The sequence below is a fragment of the Bacteroides sp. AF29-11 genome (assembly GCF_003602895.1).
Lineage (GTDB): Bacteria > Bacteroidota > Bacteroidia > Bacteroidales > Bacteroidaceae > Bacteroides > Bacteroides uniformis.
In genome coordinates, this window is record NZ_QTLY01000005.1 from 258204 (window position 1) to 276083 (window position 17880).

20 protein-coding genes and 2 pseudogenes are annotated in these 17880 nt (G+C 42.5%); 16 read left to right on the top strand and 6 right to left on the bottom strand.

Features of this window, described 5'->3' with window-relative positions; translation table 11 throughout:
• Nucleotides 1–194: 194 nt before the first annotated feature.
• From DWZ03_RS10515 to DWZ03_RS10590, 16 genes and pseudogenes are all read left to right on the top strand, one after another.
• Nucleotides 195–506, top strand: a pseudogene (locus DWZ03_RS10515) (hypothetical protein).
• Nucleotides 507–508: 2 nt separating this feature from the next.
• The gene (locus tag DWZ03_RS10520; protein WP_044544900.1) at nucleotides 509–1270 is read left to right on the top strand and encodes a ParA family protein; all 762 of its coding nucleotides are present in this window, start codon (nucleotides 509–511) and stop codon (nucleotides 1268–1270) included.
• 4 nt (nucleotides 1271–1274) lie between these two features.
• Nucleotides 1275–1709, top strand: coding sequence for a DUF3408 domain-containing protein (locus DWZ03_RS10525; protein WP_120129915.1), 435 nt, complete (start codon nucleotides 1275–1277; stop codon nucleotides 1707–1709).
• A gap of 1 nt (nucleotide 1710) precedes the next feature.
• Nucleotides 1711–2391, top strand: coding sequence for a hypothetical protein (locus DWZ03_RS10530; protein ID WP_120129918.1), 681 nt, complete (start codon nucleotides 1711–1713; stop codon nucleotides 2389–2391).
• A gap of 164 nt (nucleotides 2392–2555) precedes the next feature.
• Nucleotides 2556–2852, top strand: a complete 297-nt coding sequence (locus tag DWZ03_RS10535) for a DUF4134 domain-containing protein (RefSeq protein WP_005926215.1) — start codon at nucleotides 2556–2558, stop codon at nucleotides 2850–2852.
• Nucleotides 2853–2863: 11 nt separating this feature from the next.
• Entirely contained in the window at nucleotides 2864–3190 is a 327-nt protein-coding gene (locus tag DWZ03_RS10540) for a DUF4133 domain-containing protein (protein ID WP_032529744.1), read from the top strand.
• Nucleotides 3187–5691 carry a TraG family conjugative transposon ATPase gene (locus tag DWZ03_RS10545; protein ID WP_120129921.1) on the top strand — a complete coding sequence of 835 codons (2505 nt, stop codon included), beginning with the start codon at nucleotides 3187–3189 and terminating at the stop codon, nucleotides 5689–5691. Before DWZ03_RS10540 ends, DWZ03_RS10545 begins: the two co-directional genes overlap by 4 nt.
• A gap of 28 nt (nucleotides 5692–5719) precedes the next feature.
• Nucleotides 5720–6076, top strand: a complete 357-nt coding sequence (locus tag DWZ03_RS10550) for a DUF3876 domain-containing protein (RefSeq protein ID WP_044544896.1) — start codon at nucleotides 5720–5722, stop codon at nucleotides 6074–6076.
• Between the two features lie 4 nt (nucleotides 6077–6080).
• Nucleotides 6081–6710: a DUF4141 domain-containing protein gene (locus tag DWZ03_RS10555; protein ID WP_087879900.1), complete on the top strand. Its 630-nt coding sequence runs from the start codon at nucleotides 6081–6083 to the stop codon at nucleotides 6708–6710.
• Between the two features lie 18 nt (nucleotides 6711–6728).
• Nucleotides 6729–7754, top strand: coding sequence for a conjugative transposon protein TraJ (gene traJ, locus DWZ03_RS10560; RefSeq protein WP_044544894.1), 1026 nt, complete (start codon nucleotides 6729–6731; stop codon nucleotides 7752–7754).
• 12 nt (nucleotides 7755–7766) lie between these two features.
• Entirely contained in the window at nucleotides 7767–8390 is a 624-nt protein-coding gene (traK, locus tag DWZ03_RS10565; RefSeq protein WP_073348151.1) for a conjugative transposon protein TraK, read from the top strand.
• A 3-nt stretch (nucleotides 8391–8393) separates the two neighbouring features.
• Nucleotides 8394–8699 (top strand): TraL conjugative transposon family protein, encoded by a 306-nt coding sequence (locus DWZ03_RS10570; RefSeq protein WP_044544892.1) that lies wholly within the window; start codon nucleotides 8394–8396, stop codon nucleotides 8697–8699.
• Nucleotides 8674–10038: a conjugative transposon protein TraM gene (gene traM / locus DWZ03_RS10575; protein WP_044544891.1), complete on the top strand. Its 1365-nt coding sequence runs from the start codon at nucleotides 8674–8676 to the stop codon at nucleotides 10036–10038. The genes DWZ03_RS10570 and traM overlap by 26 nt, the downstream gene beginning before the upstream one ends.
• 39 nt (nucleotides 10039–10077) lie before the next feature.
• Nucleotides 10078–10986, top strand: coding sequence for a conjugative transposon protein TraN (gene traN, locus DWZ03_RS10580; protein ID WP_044544890.1), 909 nt, complete (start codon nucleotides 10078–10080; stop codon nucleotides 10984–10986).
• A 2-nt stretch (nucleotides 10987–10988) separates the two neighbouring features.
• A complete protein-coding gene (locus DWZ03_RS10585) occupies nucleotides 10989–11567 on the top strand; it encodes a conjugal transfer protein TraO (RefSeq protein WP_044544889.1) in 579 nt (192 codons plus the stop codon).
• Nucleotides 11568–11588: 21 nt separating this feature from the next.
• Entirely contained in the window at nucleotides 11589–12008 is a 420-nt protein-coding gene (locus tag DWZ03_RS10590; RefSeq protein ID WP_120129924.1) for a DUF3872 domain-containing protein, read from the top strand.
• 139 nt (nucleotides 12009–12147) lie between these two features.
• Here DWZ03_RS10590 and DWZ03_RS10595 read toward each other — a convergent pair whose 3' ends face one another.
• From DWZ03_RS10595 to DWZ03_RS10620, 6 genes and pseudogenes are all read right to left on the bottom strand, one after another.
• Nucleotides 12148–15027 (bottom strand): NACHT domain-containing protein, encoded by a 2880-nt coding sequence (locus DWZ03_RS10595; RefSeq protein WP_057318694.1) that lies wholly within the window; start codon nucleotides 15025–15027, stop codon nucleotides 12148–12150.
• A 369-nt stretch (nucleotides 15028–15396) separates the two neighbouring features.
• Nucleotides 15397–15480 (bottom strand): annotated as a pseudogene (locus DWZ03_RS10600) (DUF3873 family protein); the annotation flags it as partial.
• A 24-nt stretch (nucleotides 15481–15504) separates the two neighbouring features.
• On the bottom strand, nucleotides 15505–15717 hold the full coding sequence (locus DWZ03_RS10605; RefSeq protein ID WP_057318695.1) for a hypothetical protein: 213 nt from the start codon (nucleotides 15715–15717) through the stop codon (nucleotides 15505–15507).
• A gap of 43 nt (nucleotides 15718–15760) precedes the next feature.
• Nucleotides 15761–16294: an antirestriction protein ArdA gene (locus tag DWZ03_RS10610; protein ID WP_044546538.1), complete on the bottom strand. Its 534-nt coding sequence runs from the start codon at nucleotides 16292–16294 to the stop codon at nucleotides 15761–15763.
• A 298-nt stretch (nucleotides 16295–16592) separates the two neighbouring features.
• On the bottom strand, nucleotides 16593–17045 hold the full coding sequence (locus DWZ03_RS10615; RefSeq protein WP_120129927.1) for a JAB domain-containing protein: 453 nt from the start codon (nucleotides 17043–17045) through the stop codon (nucleotides 16593–16595).
• Nucleotides 17046–17302: 257 nt separating this feature from the next.
• Complete coding sequence (locus DWZ03_RS10620; protein WP_044546114.1) at nucleotides 17303–17809, bottom strand: ORF6N domain-containing protein; 507 nt, start codon at nucleotides 17807–17809, stop codon at nucleotides 17303–17305.
• Between the last annotated feature and the right edge of the window lie 71 nt (nucleotides 17810–17880).

The following is a 17880-nucleotide window of genomic DNA, read 5'->3' on the forward strand; positions in this document are numbered from 1 at the left end:
ATTGGAACGCTCCCGGCGGCGGGGGCTTAGTTAGCCTGACCGATACCTTTCGGTTGCAAAGTAACGGGTATTAAAAATGCTGTGAAATAGCAGGTTATAGGACAAATGAGGACAAACGGGGACATTTGAGGACACATCTCGAAACGGGTTGTTTTTCTATGTTTATTTGTCCCGAATTTAAGAAAGAAAGCAATATGGACGGATGGAAATATGTAACAGAAAGCGGACGGAAAGAAAGCGGTTTTGAAAACTTGAAAACAAGATTTCAAGATTGTAATCTTTCAAGAAAGCAGGAAAGCAAAACGGATGGAATGATTGAAAGCAAACAGTCTTTCAATCGGGAAAGAAAACTGTCCGTCTTTGTGGAAAGATTGAAAGGAACAAGAATAAGAAGAAAGAAATCATTCCTGCTTTCGGGCTTCCTGTATGGAACGAAAGAAAATACTCTGTCTGTCAATCTGAACGGATGGAAAACAATAAAGATGTATCACAATAATTCAAAATGACAATGAAGAAAGAAACCTTGTATGTGGCTTTCTCCACCCAAAAGGGCGGGGTCGGCAAAACAACGTTCACCGTCTTGGTGGCAAGTTACCTGTATTACCTAAAAGGGTATAACGTGGCAGTCGTGGATTGCGACTACCCGCAGCACAGTATCAGTGCCATGCGCAAACGGGATGCCGAACAGGTGAACGGGGATGATTACTACAAACAGCTTGCCTTTCATCAGTTCAAGACACTGGGAAAGAAAGCGTACCCGGTGCTTTGCAGTTCACCGGACGAAGCGATAAAAACGGCGGATGAATATCTTGCGTCTGCCGGGATGGACTATGATGTGGTCTTTTTCGACCTGCCCGGAACGGTGAACAGCGAGGGTGTTATCAACTCCCTTTCAGGGGTGGATTATATTTTCACCCCCATAGCCGCCGACCGGGTGGTATTGGAAAGCAGCCTTTCCTTTGCGGTGGCTATCCATAAACTGCTGGTTAAGAATGAAGCGTGCCGACTGAAAGGGCTGCACCTGTTTTGGAACATGGTAGATGGACGGGAGAAAACAGACCTCTACACCCTGTATGAGCAGACCATCAGAGAACTGGAACTACCCCTTATGAAAGTATTTATCCCGGACACCAAAAGGTTTAAAAAGGAACTGGACGCACAGCGTAAAACCGTGTTCCGTTCCACGCTGTTCCCGGCGGACAAACGGCTGGTAAAGGGCAGCAACATGGAAGAACTGATAACCGAAATCGCATACCTTATAAAACTGTAACGATATGGCAAAGCAAAGTGGCGGGAAACCGCAAATTGACGAAGATTTTATGAAAGAGATTATTTCACAGGGCTTGCCCGTGAAGAAACAGGAAACGCCAACATCGGCGGCGGTGGAAACCGAAAGGGAAACACCCGATAAGCCGGACAAACAGGAAACGGCAAAGGAAGAAAAGGCAGCGAAAGAACCTGCCCGCCGGAAAAAGAACGCTCCGGGCGATTACCGGGAAACCTATTTCATGCGGGTGGACTTGACCGACCGACAACCGTTATATGTCAGCCGTGCCACACACGAAAAGCTGATGAAGATAGTAACCGTTATCGGCGGACGCAAGGCGACCGTGAGCAGCTATGTAGAAAATATCCTGCTCCGGCATTTCGACCAGTTTCAGGACGAGATAAACGAACTGTACGAAAGCAAATTTGAAAAGCCGTTCTGATATGCTAAAATGGTTTATTATCGGAACGCTCCTGTATTACGCCATCCTCTTATGGCGATACCGGGACAGCTTGGGAACATGGTTTACAAACGGAAAAAGAGAGCCGGAACAGCCGGGAAGCAAACCGACCGTGAAAACCGGAAACAGGGATTCCCTTGTAGGGGCAAGCCGTTACCGGATGGGACAAATGAGGACAAACGGGGACATCTTAGGACACCTTTCAAAAGGGGTTGATAATGCTTCTATATTTGTCCCGAAAAGCGATGGAGCAGAGGAAGAAAGACCTGCCCCGCAAGCGATTGAAACCGAATTTGAAATGGAATTTGAAGCGGAAGATGCGGAAGAACTGGACGTTTTACAAGATGAAATCGAAGCGGAAGAAATCGCCTGTTACATGGGTGAGGGTGAACCGGAAATGGCACAGGGCATCACGCTGGGGGAACTGGGTCAAATGGTACAGGTCATTGAGGTTAAACAAGCATCCGAAGCGGAAGAACGACAAGCGGTACAGACCATCTGCCGAACGGAAACAAACCTGTTTCATTCACTGGTGGAGCAGATTAACGGGGGCAGGTCACGGGTAGCGGAACTTTTACAAAAGCATGAGATACCCGTACCCGCCATCATCCCGGCTGCCGGAAGTAATGAAATGGCAGATTTTGACATGAACGATTTTCTTTAATGGTAAACTTTAAATAATAAGATGATGAAACAAAGAGAGTACGGTTAAGACAAAGCTTTCTAAACACTGGGGAACACTCCCCGCAACCACAAAAATTCAATTATTAATCACTCCGCCGGGCGGACTATCCACCCGTCCGGCAATTTAAAAACAATGTATTTATAATGAAAAAGAAAGTTCTCTTTTCGGCAGCCGTTCTTTTGGCTGCATCCTCCGCTTTTGCACAAGGTAACGGCATGGCGGGTATTACAGAAGCTACCAATATGGTAACAAGTTATTTCGACCCGGCGACAAAATTAATTTACGCCATCGGTGCGGTGGTGGGCTTGATTGGCGGCGTGAAAGTCTATGGCAAGTTTTCTTCGGGTGACCCTGATACAAGCAAAACGGCGGCTTCATGGTTCGGTGCTTGTATCTTCCTGATAGTCGCTGCCACTATCCTACGTTCATTCTTCCTCTAAAGAAACGGACTATGGCAGACTATCCGATTAACAGGGGGATAGGCAAGCCAGTTGAGTTTAAAGGGTTGAAAAGTCAATATCTTTTCATTTTTGCGGGCGGGCTGTTAGCCCTGTTCGTGCTTTTCATCATCATGTACATGGTGGGTATCAACCAGTGGGTGTGCATCATCTTCGGCGTTACTTCGGCGACGCTGCTTGTATGGCTCACATTCCGGTTAAATGAAAAGTACGGGACACACGGGTTAATGAAATTGTCCGCACGCAAAAGCCACCCTTTCCATATCATCAACCGCAAAGCCATATCCCGATTATTCCATTTAAAACAAGCATCGAAATGAGAAATATATTAAAAGCTACTACGCTGGAAAACAAGTTTCCACTGTTCACGGTGGAAAACGGCTGCATCGTTTCCAAAAATGCCGACATAACGGTGGCGTTCCGGGTGGAACTGCCCGAACTGTTCACCGTCACGGCAGCCGAATACGAAGCGATACATTCCGCTTGGAACAAAGCGGTAAAGGTGCTGCCCGATTACAGCATCGTACACAAACAGGACTGGTTCATCAAAGAGAACTATGCGCCTGACATCCAAAAGGATGATTTGAGTTTCCTTTCCCGTTCCTTTGAACGGCATTTCAATGAAAGACCTTTCTTAAATCATACCTGCTACCTGTTCCTGACGAAAACCACAAAGGAACGCAGCCGGATGCAGAGTAATTTTTCCACCCTTTGCCGGGGTTTCCTTGTCCCCAAAGAGATAAAGGATAAGGAAACGGTTACAAAATTCCTCGAAGCGGTGGGGCAGTTTGAAAGCATTATGAACGATAGCGGTTTCATTACCCTTACCCGCCTGAACTCGGACGAAATCACCGGAACAAGGGAAACGGCGGGTATTGTGGAGAAATACTTTTCACTCTCACAGACCGATACCACCACACTGAAAGATATTTCACTGGGTGCTGACGAAATGAAGATTGGCGATGATATTCTTTGTTTGCATACCCTTTCGGATGCGGAAGATATGCCGGGCAAGGTGGGAACAGATACCCGCTATGAAAAGTTATCCACCGACCGGAGCGATTGCAGGTTATCTTTTGCTTCTCCGGTGGGCGTGTTGCTCTCCTGTAACCATATCTATAACCAGTACATCTTCATTGACGACCATACGGAGAACCTGAAACAGTTTGAAAAGATGGCTCGCAATATGCACTCGCTTTCCAAATACAGCCGTGCCAATCAGATAAACAAGGCTTGGATAGAGGAATATTTGAACGAAGCACATTCACAGGGGCTTATCTCCGTGCGATGCCATTGCAATATCATGGCATGGAGTGACGACCGGGACGAACTAAAGCATATCAAAAACGATGTAGGCAGCCAGCTCGCACTTATGGAGTGCAAGCCACGCCATAACACCACCGACACGCCGACCCTGTTTTGGGCGGGCATACCCGGCAATCAGGGGGACTTCCCGGCGGAAGAAAGTTTCTACACTTTTATCGAACAGGCTCTTTGCCTGTTCACTGAAGAAACGAACTACAAAAGTTCGCTTTCCCCTTTTGGTATCAAGATGGTGGATAGGGTCACTGGAAAGCCGTTGCACATTGATATTTCAGACCTACCCATGAAAAAAGGTATCATTACCAATCGCAACAAGTTTATACTTGGGCCGAGTGGTAGCGGCAAGTCATTCTTTACCAACCACATGGTGCGCCAGTATTACGAACAAGGGGCGCACGTCCTGTTGGTCGATACAGGAAACAGTTACTTGGGGCTGTGTGAAATGATTAACCGCAAAACACACGGGGAAGATGGAATATATTTCACTTATACCACCGAAAACCCGATAGCGTTCAATCCTTTCTATGTGGAAGATGGGGTATTTGATATTGAGAAAAAGGAGAGTATCAAAACGCTTATCCTGACCCTGTGGAAAAGGGACGATGAAGCACCCACACGGGCGGAAGAAGTGGCTTTGTCAAACGCTGTAAGTTCCTATATCGAACTGATTACTAAGGACAGTTCGGTTACTCCCTGCTTCAATACGTTCTACGAGTATGTGAAAACCGATTACCGGGAACACCTGCAAAAAAAGAACGTCCGGGAAAAGGATTTTGATATAGACAATTTCCTGAATGTATTAGAACCTTACTACAAAGGGGGCGAATACGACTACCTGCTGAACTCCGACAAGGAGCTTGATTTGTTACATAAACGCTTCATTGTCTTTGAGTTGGATAATATCAAAGACCACAAAATCCTGTTCCCGATTACTACGATTATCATCATGGAAGTGTTCATTAACAAGATGCGTAAACTAAAGGGTATCAGAAAATTAATATTGATAGAAGAAGCGTGGAAAGCGATTGCATCGGCGAACATGGCGGATTATATTAAGTACCTCTATAAAACCGTCAGAAAGTATTTCGGTGAAGCGATTGTAGTCACACAGGAAGTGGAAGATATTATTTCCTCACCCATTGTAAAAGAGAGTATTATAAACAATTCGGATTGTAAGATACTGCTCGACCAAAGAAAGTATCTGAACAAGTTCGACAGCATACAGAACCTTTTAGGGCTGACCGATAAAGAGCGTTCACAGGTGCTTTCCATCAACCTTGCCAATCATCCCAACCGGAAATACAAGGAAGTTTGGATAGGCTTAGGCGGTACACAGTCCGCCGTATATGCCACAGAAGTGAGTTTGGAAGAATATTTTACATATATGACCGAAGAAACGGAAAAGATGGAACTTTTCGCCTTGTCTGAAAAGCTGGGCGGCAATCTCGAACTGGCTATCAAACGGCTTGCCGAATGCAAGCGTAATCCCGAAAAATAATCAATTAACAATTTAATAATCAATCAGTATGAAACATTTAAAATTCCTGTTTCCGGTGCTGTTATGCACCTTGTTACTGGGGTTTTCTTCCTGTAAGGAAACGAACGCCGACCGTCTTAGGGCGATGCGTGGCGACTGGGAAAGCGTGAAAAACCGTCCGGCGTTCTCTCTCTTTGAGGAAAACGGGCATTATAGGGTAACGACCCGCAAAATAACTTACCGGGGGACTATCCAAACGGAAACCTATCAGATTTCAGAACAGGACGGAAACCTGTTCATCGAAACGGGGCTTTCCGTCCTTTTGACCTACGACAAGGAGAACGACCGGATTCTGCTTTCACCCGGCGGAGAATACAAACGGAGTAACCAACCAATAAAGAAGTAAGCGTATGAGAACAAAGATTATAATGCTGCTCGTAGTATGCAGCCTGTTTACCGGAAAGGTAAACGCACAGTGGGTCGTGAGTGACCCCGGCAACTTGGCGCAAGGGATTATCAATGCGTCAAAGAACATCGTGCAGACATCATCCACCGCACAGAATATGGTAAAGAATTTTCAGGAAACGGTGAAGATTTACCAACAGGGTAAGGAATACTACGACAGGCTTAAATCAGTACATAACCTTGTCAAAGATGCCCGCAAGGTGCAAAAGTCCATCCTGCTTATCGGGGAAATTTCCGACATCTATGTGAACAGTTTTCAGAAGATGCTTTCGGATGAAAACTATACGCCGGACGAACTTTCCGCCATTGCCTACGGATATACCCAACTGTTGCAGGAAAGTTCCGATGTGCTGGAAGAAATGAAAAGCGTGGTGAACATCAACGGGCTTTCCATGTCGGACAAGGAACGGATGGACGTTATCGACCGGACGTATAACGCCATCAAAAACTACCGGGACTTGGTAAGTTATTATACCCGCAAAAATATTTCTGTCTCCTACCTGCGGGCGAAAAAGAAAAAGGACACTGACCGGGTAATGGCTTTATATGGTTCGGCGGATGAACGTTACTGGTAACTTCTAAAAATAAGTAGTATGTTATTAGCAATCGAATTTGATAACCTGCATCAGATTTTACGAAGTCTGTACACGGACATGATGCCTTTATGCGGGAACATGGCGGGGGTAGCCAAAGGAATAGCGGGACTGGGGGCTTTGTTCTATGTGGCTGCCAAAGTATGGCAGTCGCTCGCCAGTGCCGAACCGATAGACGTTTACCCGCTTCTGCGTCCCTTTGTGATTGGCTTTTGTATTATGTTCTTCCCCACATTCGTACTGGGTACGATTAACAGTGTCATGTCACCTGTGGTAAGGGGCTGTAACAACATGCTCGAAACGCAGACTTTCGATATGAACGCTTACCGGGCGCAAAAGGACAAGCTGGAATATGAAGCGATGGTACGCAACCCGGAAACGGCTTACCTTGTTTCGGATGAAGCATTTGACAAGCAGATAGATGAACTGGGATGGTCTGCCAAAGATATTGCCACGATGGGCGGTATGTACATGGATAGGGCAGCCCACAATATCAAGCAATCCGTCCGGGACTGGTTCAGGGAACTTTTGGAACTGCTCTTTCAATCGGCAGCCCTTGTGATAGACACTATCCGAACCTTTTTCCTTATTGTACTGGCGATATTGGGTCCGATAGCCTTTGCCATCAGCGTGTATGATGGCTTTCAGGCGACACTGACCCAATGGATAACAAGGTACATTTCCGTTTACCTATGGCTGCCTGTTTCAGACCTGTTCAGTTCCATTCTTGCCCGAATACAGGTGCTTATGCTCCAAAAGGATATTCAGGAGCTATCAGACCCCAATTTCATACCGGACGGAAGTAACAGTGTGTACATCATTTTTATGATAATCGGTATCATCGGTTACTTCACCATCCCCACCGTATCGAACTGGATTATTCAGGCAGGTGGAATGGGTAACATGAGCCGGAACATCAACAATGCAGCTAACAAAACAGGTAGCGGAGTGGGTGCGGTAGCCGGAGCAGCCACCGGGAACGCTGGCGGCAGGGTCGGCGGTAAACTAATCAAAAGTAACCAATAAATAAAAATCAAGATGGAATTTAAAAGTTTAAAGAATATTGAAACCAGTTTCAAACAGATACGTCTTTTCGGAATTGTGTTTGTCGTCATGTGTACCCTGATAACGGGTTATGCTGTTTGGAACTCCTACACGTTTGCCGAAGCTCAACGGCAGAAGATTTATGTGCTGGACGGTGGCAAGTCGTTGATGCTTGCGCTTTCGCAAGACCTCTCGCAAAACCGTCCGGTCGAAGCAAGGGAACACGTGAAGCGTTTCCACGAACTCTTTTTCACATTGTCCCCGGATAAGAACGCTATCGAAAGCAATATCAAACGGTCGCTGTTCCTCGCTGACAAGAGCGCATTCAACTATTACCGTGACCTCTCGGAAAAAGGGTATTACAACCGTATCATATCGGGCAATATCAGCCAAACGATACAGATAGACAGCGTTTCATGCAATTTCGATGTGTACCCGTATGCGGTGGCTACCTATGCCCGGCAAATGATTATCCGTGAAAGCAGCATGACGGAAAGAAGCCTTGTCACCCGTTGCCGGTTATTAAACGCCGTAAGAAGTGATAATAACCCGCACGGCTTTATCATGGAAAACTTCGAGATAACGGAAAACAAGGATTTAAACACCATAAAGCGGTAAGCCATGATACGGAAAATTCTCTCTCCGGTCAATCAGGCGATTACCCATGTACGGGACTGGGCGGATGAAAAACTCCGCCACCTGTGCGGGCGCATGACACCGGAAATAAGGCTGGCGGTAATCCTGCTTATGCTCCTGTTCTTCGGCGGGCTATCCATCTACTTTACGGTATCATCCATTTACCGGATAGGAAAAGAGGATGGCGAAATCCTGCGGATAGAACACATCAGGCAGTTGCAGCTACAAGGTAAAGACAGTACGAACATTTTTAATCAGTCAGACAATGGAAGAAAAAGAAGTGAAGAATGAAGTTCCCGCACCGGAAACGGACAGGAAGAAAGAACCTGAAAAACAGGAAAAAGAAAAAAAGGAACTTACCCCGCAGCAGATACAGCAGCGAAAGAAGATGCTGGTTTATCCGATTATGGGACTGGTTTTCTTGGGGTCTATGTACCTGATTTTTGCACCGTCCGATAAGGATGAAGCAAAAGTGGAAAACGTGGGCGGATTTAATGCTGATATTCCGCAACCCAAAGGGGACGGGATAATCAGCGATAAAAAGACAGCCTACGAACAGGAGCAGATGGAGAACAAGCAGGCGGACAAGATGCGCTCCTTACAGGATTTTGCCTTTTCGCTGGGAGAGGAAAACGGGAACGGGGAAGATTTAACCCTGATAGATGATGCTCCGGCGGAAAAGCCGAAAACCAATGTAATAGATTTCGGGGCGGGTGCGCCGAACAATAGCCGTTCCTCCATCCAATCATCGGCGGCAGCTTACCGGGACATGAACCGTCAGTTAGGCAGTTTCTACGAAACGCCGAAAGAGGACAAGGAAAAAGAGGAACTGAAACGTCAGGTGGAAGAACTCACTGCCCGGCTCGATGCGAAAAAAAACGGGGCGGGCAGCATGGACGAGCAGGTGGCTCTTATGGAAAAGTCCTATGAACTGGCGGCAAAATACATGAACGGCGGGCAGCCGGGACAGGTAGCACAAGTAACACCCACAGCAGCTATTCAGGAAAAAGGAAGTGCCACACCCGTAAAAGCTATATCGGACAGGACGGTTTCAGGATTGCAGCAGCCCATGAGCAATGCCGAATTTATCGCCGAATACAGCAAACCACGCAATTATGGGTTTAATACGGCAGTCGGCAGTGGTTATTCGATGGGAAAGAACACTATCCGGGCATGTATTCATAACGACCAAACACTTATGGACGGGCAGACCGTCAAACTGCGGCTGTTAGAACCGTTGCAAGCGGGGAACGTGATTGTCCCGAAAAACAGCCTTGTATCGGGAAGTGCCAAAGTGCAGGGGGAACGGCTCGACATACTGGTGTCCTCGCTCGAATATGCGGGTAACATCATTCCTGTGGAACTTGCCGTTTACGACAGTGACGGGCAAAAGGGGCTTTCCGTTCCCTCGTCACTGGAACAGGAAGCGGCAAAGGAAGCGATGGCGAATATCGGCGCCGGGCTGGGTACGAGCATTTCCTTTGCGCAAAGTGCCGGGCAGCAGGTCGCAATGGATATTACAAGGGGCTTGATGCAAGGCGGTTCGCAATACCTTGCCAAGAAGTTCAGAACGGTAAAGGTACACCTGAAAGCGAACTATCAGGTGATGCTTTACGCCAAACAGCAATAATCTATTTATCAATTATCAACCATAAAAATTTCAATCCAAATGAAAAAGTTAATGATTTTATTCGCTCTTATCATGGGCATGGTTTCCGTGAAAGCACAAAGTAACGATTTGTATCAGGGCATTACTAAAAAGCTCCCTTACCGCCAAATGGTGACACCTTACGGCGTACAGGTGACGTTTGCCAAAACAGTACATATTATTTTCCCGTCTGCCGTTAAGTATGTGGACTTAGGCAGTAACTATATTATTGCCGGAAAAGCGGACGGGGCGGAAAATGTTGTCAGGGTTAAGGCTACGACAGAGGGCTTTCCCGGTGAAACCAATTTTTCCGTTATCTGTGAGGATGGCAGCTTTTATTCCTTTAATGCAAAGTATGCACATGAACCGGAAATGCTGAACATCGAAATGAAAGATTTCTTGGAGAATGAGGACACAACGGATTTTAGCCATACCCGGATGAACATCTATTTTCGTGAATTGGGTAACGAAAGCCCGCTCTTGGTAAAGCTGATTATGCAGTCCATCTACAAGAACAATGACCGGGAAATAAAGCATTTGGGATGCAAGCGGTTCGGGGTGCAGTTCTTGGTAAAGGGCATTTATTCGCATAACGGGCTTTTTTACTTCCACACACAGGTAAGGAACAGTTCAAACGTGCCGTTTGATACCGATTTTATCCGATTCAAGATTGTGGATAAGAAAGTAGCCAAAAGAACGGCTATTCAGGAAACCGTCATTGACCCGGTGCGGAGCTATAACGAGATACTGGTTATCGATGGCAAAAGTACCGTCCGCACCGTGTACACCGTTCCACAATTCACTATACCGGATGATAAGGTCTTGGTTATTGAACTGATGGAAAAAAACGGGGGCAGACACCAAACTATCCGGGTGGAGAACTCGGATGTCGTGGCAGCCAAAGTGATTAACGAACTTAAAATCAAATGAACATGAAAAGGATATGCTGTATTATATCCCTTTTTGTGCTGTGCCTGACTTTCAACCGGGCACACGCACAAAGATGTCTGCCGGGAATGAAAGGCTTGCAGGTTACGGGCGGCATGGCGGACGGCGTTCACTGGAACAGTAAAAGCGATTTCGCTTATTACTTCGGGGCTGCCATGAGTACCTATACCAAAAACGGGAACAGGTGGATTATCGGCGGGGAATACCTCGAAAAGCATTACCCCTATAAGGATTTACAGATACCCGTAAGCCAGTTTACAGGTGAGAGTGGTTACTACCTGAACTTTCTTTCAGACCGGAAGAAAACCTTTTTCCTTTCGCTGGGTTTGTCTGCCCTTGCCGGGTACGAAACAAGTAATTGGGGTGACAAGCTGCTACCTGATGGTTCGACCCTGACCGATAAGGACGGTTTTGTCTATGGCGGTGCGCTGACGCTGGAACTGGAGAGTTATATTACTGACCGGGTGGTATTCCTGATTAACGCACGGGAAAGATGCCTGTTCGGTTCTTCCGTTGGCAAGTTCCATACACAGTTCGGGGTCGGACTAAAGATAATCATGTGATAAACTAACCTATTATATACAATGTATATGAGAAATGTAATTTATAAGATGCTGATAGGGTGCTACATGGTGGCTGCCCTGTTGTTAGTGAGTGCCTGTAATGACAATGTGGATATACAGCAGTCTTACCCGTTCACTGTCGAAACGATGCCTGTACCGAAGAAATTAAAGGTAGGTGAAACGGCGGAAATACGCTGCCAGCTTCACCGGGATGGGCGGTTTGAGGAAACAAAGTATTTCATCCGCTATTTTCAGCCGGACGGGGCGGGAACGCTGAAAATGTCCGATGGAACGGTTTTACTGCCGAATGACCTGTACCCGCTTCCGGGTGAAACATTCCGGCTTTACTATACCTCTGCATCGACCGACCAGCAGACGGTAGATGTGTATTTTCAGGATAGCTTCGGACAGGTGCAACAACTTACGTTTTCATTTATTTAATAATGATAGTAGTAAGAGAAAATAGCATGTTTGGTGTTATTAAAATTATTTCAGACTAAAATAAACATCAAAATAAAAAGAGCTATTTCTACTATTCTATTAATTAATAGTAGAAATAGCTCTTTATATACTCTAATTGCTATTCCAATGTATATTCAGGTTCTATCCCTGTTATTTTATCTATAGCATTAAACAAATCTATGAAATAAATAAAGTGCTCTTTATTTTGAAGCCCTCTTACTAATTTAGAGAGCGCTTTTTTCTTTGATTCTTTTATTTTATATACTTCGGGGATATCTGTAGATTCTACGATGTCATTTTCAACCAAAAATGTTTTGCCAAAATAATGTTCAATTTCAAAGAAATTAAATGATTGGTCTTTCTTTAAATATATGTCCATCTCGCCGGGTACAGGGAGTAAAAGCGCATATGCTTCGCAGCTAATATGCTTTCGTACAGTATCATTTATATATTTTTCAAAAACAGAAGGTTTAAGTCCTCTAAATTCTTGCAAACCTTTAGCATCATGGTCAAAAATACCAATTATAACTCCATTTTTATCTATTAAAGATTTACAATTCATAATTACCTTACTAACCTCAATGGCTCCACCTGATTCATTTCCCGCTGGTTTTATACTCCAATAGGGGGATTGTCCCGTCAATACATAAAAAGCATGTTCTATAATTTCAGCGTCAGATTTCCCCTCAACAATTAATTGAACTTTTTTATCTAAAGATATGGTATCCAATTTAGTAAACCTAACTCTACTAGCCGGCAATTTTACTAATTCTCTAACAGGGGATGATATCTTAGGGAAATAATTATCTCTAATTTCCTTTTTCAATTTGTTGTATTTCTCATTATTAAACGTGCTAAACGAAAAATCTAGGATTGTATATAGCCCTGGATCTTTCAGTATTTTATCGTTTTCTAAAATTTGTTCTAATGCTTGGGGATAACATATTCGTTTTGAATCCAACACCAGAGCTAAAGTGATTGCTTTTAGCGCATTAATTGCTTTGCCTGTATCTTTATAATCTTGATAATAAAAATCAAACGCCATTTTTAATGGTTCTTTTATTGTTACAGAATTGAATGTTTCGTAAAAATAGAATAGATTCATTATTTGAAGAATTGGTATTGAATAACTTCTGAAAAGAATAACATCGTCTGCCGCTAGTTTGATAAGTATATCTGTGGACTTTGCATTAAGGTCTAATGCTTGTAATATAGCATCTTTTCTCAAAGTATTATCTGTTTGATATAAAGCTTGCAATAAATATCCAGCACCAAGTACCCCAGACATGAAATGTTTTAACGCAGTAGCCTTCTTTAATTTGGCAATTATTTTTTCTAGAAAAACGGGCATATCTTTAGACTTTCCTGCATAAAATACTGCTGCATTTTGTAGCTTAAAATCGAAAAAATTTTCAATCAATAAGTCTTCCTTATCTCTTCGGTGTTTAAATATTTCCAAAGCGCCATAATATTCCATATATGAATCATGGCTGAATTGCACCCATTTATTATCTTTAATAATAAGAACTCCTGTATTATCAATTAAATAATCTAGCACTTCTCTCAATGTACCTTTTTTTATTGGCAATGTTTTTTCTTTAAAATAATTTTCAAAAAAGATAAAAAACTCTTCTTTTGTTAATGGAATATGTTGTTCCTTTTCCAGAAGATGCAATGCGTATAATGACAATATTCTTTCCTTAAATGAAATATCAACAAATTCAATCCGACTAGAAACAGTCAATCTCCCTATAATTAAGGAGTTAAAATTGTCGTAAATATCGGCGATTGTTGCTGGAATCTCTAAATTATTCTCTTCGTATAATATAGATATAAGAGATAGTGTTAAAGGAGTAATAGGAAGTCTTTCGATAATTCTGTTTTCACGTAATGCATCAAGAAGTGATTCCGTTTTAGAATTCTCACCAAGAAAAAAGTTTGATATAAATTTCTTAACTTGTTCATTATTGAAACGTTCAATCGTATAAGAATCAAATATTTTCTCTCCGAGAGATTCCATCTTATCTGAATTTCGAGATGTAATTATATACCTAATTTTATGATTCTGCGATAAATTCTGTAACTCGTTCAATATCATTTTTTGTTCTTCACCTCCAAACTCATCTATACTATCAATTAAGAGAGTTATTTGATAACTTTTAGATAAATCTTCTAAATTGAAATTCGCAAAAAATACAGATAACTTTTTAGTTACTAATTGGTTTATTTGGTATTTTTCTTCTAAAAGCTCTAACGTACTTATACAAACAGGTATGTTTTTTCTTTCAATATTTTCTTGATTTAGTTTGATTAGTTTTTCTCCAACTTTCTTTAAAAGAGTAGATTTTCCTGTCCCAGCATCACCTGATATAACAATGGGTTTCAAGTTTTTAACAACGTCATCTATTAAAATTCTTTTTTTTACGGGCGTTTGAGTCGCTTTCTCTTCGTAAAAATGAGTAATTCTAGGTTCAATATATATATCTAAAATCTTCTGATATTTATCATTAAATATTTTAAGTTTCTTTAGTTCATTATCTTTTGATATATTTTCGTGAAAATATTTTTCGTATTCTAACAACGCTAAATCTTTATGCTTCCAAAAATCATCATAATGCTTATTTATCAAATCTATGAGATTGTCTCTGCCTATAAAATTAAGCTTTATTTGTGGTATTATTTGAGTTAAACTGCGCTCAAATCCATTTGAAATGTTTTTAGGAGAAACTAAATACGTAACATCAGGCTTTATTCTGTTATGATAATCAAGTATTGTTTTTTCAATTTCATCTACATTAACAATACCACTCAATCTTTCTTCTAACAAAATAAACATATATTTTTCAGAACTCAAAGGACTTTCTCTGATAGCAGTAATTGAATTTGCATCCACAATAGTGTCCGTATATCCTAAAAAACTAATCAAGTTTCCCATTAACTCTTTAAAATCTTCAATTGTGATTTCTTCCAGTTTTTCAATTTTATCTTTACTTATCATATTTCGCTATTTATATGTTGTTAAACATAAAAAGAAACAATCTCTTTACTGATATTTTATTTCGTAAAGATAGTGATTTTAATCAATAGAGAATGTTTACATAAAGAAAAATAGTACTTTTTACAGAGTTTCCAGCCATTATAGAATGCTTTCTTTACTAAAGTTCTTATAATAGAGGTAGAGTTCTTCCAATTTTTATAGATGCCTAAATCATTTACGAACTTTCAATTTAGTTTCTACTCATAAATGAAAGTAGTTTAACTGGATTTCTATGTCCTATTATTCTTTGCAGTTTTTAAGCATCTTAGCAAATACCTAAATTGTTTTCTTTGGAACGCGATAAGTCTAATACTATAAACCCTTTTTCATGAATGCGCCTAAACAGCATTTTACATATTTTTCCTCTCCCGGTGTTTGGGTAATGCTTACCCCGTTTTTGTTTAAAGTTTCCATATCGTTATAATTTAAAATGAGTTGTCAGATAATCAAAAGCGAAAGCAGTACAATGAAAATAAAAGCCATACACAACAGGTAAACGGCGGAGATAAACAGCCAGAGAAAGAACCGGACTATATAAAAGCCTATGATTAGGACTATCCATGCTCCGGTGGTGCTGGTGGCTACCTGATAGATAATAAAAGCCAGTATTACCCACCTTAAAACGGTCTTTATGTTATTATATACTTTCATTGTCTTTGTGTGTTGCGGGTGGATTGCTCCACCCGATTAGTAATCAGGCACAACGGAAAACAAAACCGTTATCCATCCAGTAATCAGTCATAAACAAGTCACGGGCAAAAGCCGAATAATCAAAGTAGGTCTTTGCGAACTCCGGCAGTTCGTAACATTCCTCTACGATTTCATAGGCGTAATCTTCCTCGTCTTTATATTCTCCCTGATATTCGTCCTCAAAGGAAGAAACAAGGTCGTCCGCATCTTCTTCGCTTATATCGCTGTTGTGATGGTCGCACCATACGAAAAATGCTTCCTGCTCGGTTTCGCTTAGTTTTTCGATGGCATCCCGTAGCTCAAAGAACTTATCAGAAAGCCAACTTTCGGAAATCAGGGCTTCGGGTATGTTCTCGATGTCCTGAAACATAAATTCCGGGTCTTCTTCGTCCTCGTGGAGTTCCCGACACGCTTCCAAAAACTCGTCCTTGTCCGAATAGTCGGAAAGGTCTAACCACTTGCCGAAAAGTGAACCACTGTTATACTTGTTGTAAGTACCTACATAAACTCTTGCTTCTGATAATGTTACTGCTTCCATGACTTTTGAATTTTAATCGTTTACATCGCTTGTCGCCCACCACGTAAATTTTTCCTTTAACTGAATGGGAACATTGTCTTTTCAAAGGTTCGGGACTGGTACAGGGCAAATTATTATTTATGAAATACTACCCGCAGGTGTGGAGATTTCTAAAAAATAATTTGAACAGTAACAGGCACGGATATACCTTTGACAATGTTCCAATCAGTTTTAGGGAAAATTTTTCTCTTGTTTGAGAGGATAGAAGTAAAAGCCATCGGGCTTTTTGTATTGGGTAATGAGAGAGTAAAAAAAGGGCTTATAAAAGCTCCTCGTCTGTAAAACTGTAATAGCTTTCTTCTGTCAGGATGATATGGTCTAACAGGTGTAAATCCAAGACCTTGCAGGCTTCTTTTATTTTTGAGGTGATTTGTTTGTCCGGTTCGCTCGGACGCAGGTTGCCCGATGGGTGGTTATGTGAGAGGATGATGCCCGAAGCATGGACTTTCAGGGCGGTTTGCAGGATGATTTTCACGTCCATTACAGTTTCAGCCATGCCGCCTTTAGAAATAAGGGAAACGCCTAAAGCCTTGTTTGCCCGATTGAGGAACATTACATGACTTTCTTCGTGGTGTTCCATACATTCCGCATAGAACGGTTTCAGATAAGAGTAGGACGTTTCGGATGAGAGTATTTTCACCCTTTCGGATGCTTTTACATTGTCTTTATAAGAGATAGTGATTTCCGGCATGGTAAATTCTGTTGTTTTCATGACTACTGAATTTTAAATTAAACAATAAGAAATTTTGCCGGACACCCACAGTTTGGCGGGGACTTCAACCATATCTTTTCAAAAAATACGACCCGCAGGTGTGGAGATTTTTTAGAAAACCGGAACGGCTCGGATTTGGTATTTGTCCCCACCGGGCTGTAACTTTGCTAAAATTTGTGATTGAGATACATTACTTTAGGGAACTGAAAAGGGGTATCACTGGTGACACCCCTTAGACAACCGAATACCTTAAACCGTTATTCGTCATAGGTTCTATATCCTATCGGTTTGCGTGGCTTCGGTTCGGGCTTGCTTAGTAACTGGGTCAGTGCTTGATAAACCTCGCTGAATTGTGCATCCGTACTCTGTTCCAGTTCTTCGATGCGTTTAAGAAGTTCCTCGTAACCGATTGACATTTGGCGCATGAGGACGAAAGCACGCATGATGGAAATATTCACGTCTATGGCGGTCTGACTGCGTAAAACACTGGATAGCATCGCTACTCCCTGCTCGGTGAAACAATCGGGAAGTATATAGCTGTGTTTCAGGTTCTCCGGCAACTGGTCACAATTTGTGACCAGTTCGTCCCATTCCTCTTTTGTCATGGTAAAGCGGAAATCACCGGGGAAACGCTTTTCATTACGCTTTACTGCCTGTTTCAAGGCTTTGGTCTGTACTCCGTAAAGTTCCGCCAAATGGAAATCGAGCATGACCCGGCAACCTCTGACCTCAAAGATTTTGTTTTGGATGATTTGTAAGTCCATAATGTTATTATTTAACGGTGAGTAATTGGAAGCATAAAGGGACTTATCACAAATTGTGATAAGTTCTCTAT

What these genes read in the sequence shown, in the direction of transcription:
- DWZ03_RS10520 (WP_044544900.1), top strand. Translation starts at nt 509, where the DNA reads ATGAAGAAAGAAACCTTGTATGTGGCTTTCTCCACCCAAAAGGGCGGG.
- DWZ03_RS10525 (WP_120129915.1), top strand. Translation starts at nt 1,275, where the DNA reads ATGGCAAAGCAAAGTGGCGGGAAACCGCAAATTGACGAAGATTTTATG.
- DWZ03_RS10530 (WP_120129918.1), top strand. Translation starts at nt 1,711, where the DNA reads ATGCTAAAATGGTTTATTATCGGAACGCTCCTGTATTACGCCATCCTC.
- DWZ03_RS10535 (WP_005926215.1), top strand. Translation starts at nt 2,556, where the DNA reads ATGAAAAAGAAAGTTCTCTTTTCGGCAGCCGTTCTTTTGGCTGCATCC.
- DWZ03_RS10540 (WP_032529744.1), top strand. Translation starts at nt 2,864, where the DNA reads ATGGCAGACTATCCGATTAACAGGGGGATAGGCAAGCCAGTTGAGTTT.
- DWZ03_RS10545 (WP_120129921.1), top strand. Translation starts at nt 3,187, where the DNA reads ATGAGAAATATATTAAAAGCTACTACGCTGGAAAACAAGTTTCCACTG.
- DWZ03_RS10550 (WP_044544896.1), top strand. Translation starts at nt 5,720, where the DNA reads ATGAAACATTTAAAATTCCTGTTTCCGGTGCTGTTATGCACCTTGTTA.
- DWZ03_RS10555 (WP_087879900.1), top strand. Translation starts at nt 6,081, where the DNA reads ATGAGAACAAAGATTATAATGCTGCTCGTAGTATGCAGCCTGTTTACC.
- traJ (WP_044544894.1), top strand. Translation starts at nt 6,729, where the DNA reads ATGTTATTAGCAATCGAATTTGATAACCTGCATCAGATTTTACGAAGT.
- traK (WP_073348151.1), top strand. Translation starts at nt 7,767, where the DNA reads ATGGAATTTAAAAGTTTAAAGAATATTGAAACCAGTTTCAAACAGATA.
- DWZ03_RS10570 (WP_044544892.1), top strand. Translation starts at nt 8,394, where the DNA reads ATGATACGGAAAATTCTCTCTCCGGTCAATCAGGCGATTACCCATGTA.
- traM (WP_044544891.1), top strand. Translation starts at nt 8,674, where the DNA reads ATGGAAGAAAAAGAAGTGAAGAATGAAGTTCCCGCACCGGAAACGGAC.
- traN (WP_044544890.1), top strand. Translation starts at nt 10,078, where the DNA reads ATGAAAAAGTTAATGATTTTATTCGCTCTTATCATGGGCATGGTTTCC.
- DWZ03_RS10585 (WP_044544889.1), top strand. Translation starts at nt 10,989, where the DNA reads ATGAAAAGGATATGCTGTATTATATCCCTTTTTGTGCTGTGCCTGACT.
- DWZ03_RS10590 (WP_120129924.1), top strand. Translation starts at nt 11,589, where the DNA reads ATGTATATGAGAAATGTAATTTATAAGATGCTGATAGGGTGCTACATG.
- DWZ03_RS10595 (WP_057318694.1), bottom strand. Translation starts at nt 15,027, where the DNA reads ATGATAAGTAAAGATAAAATTGAAAAACTGGAAGAAATCACAATTGAA.
- DWZ03_RS10605 (WP_057318695.1), bottom strand. Translation starts at nt 15,717, where the DNA reads ATGAAAGTATATAATAACATAAAGACCGTTTTAAGGTGGGTAATACTG.
- DWZ03_RS10610 (WP_044546538.1), bottom strand. Translation starts at nt 16,294, where the DNA reads ATGGAAGCAGTAACATTATCAGAAGCAAGAGTTTATGTAGGTACTTAC.
- DWZ03_RS10615 (WP_120129927.1), bottom strand. Translation starts at nt 17,045, where the DNA reads ATGAAAACAACAGAATTTACCATGCCGGAAATCACTATCTCTTATAAA.
- DWZ03_RS10620 (WP_044546114.1), bottom strand. Translation starts at nt 17,809, where the DNA reads ATGGACTTACAAATCATCCAAAACAAAATCTTTGAGGTCAGAGGTTGC.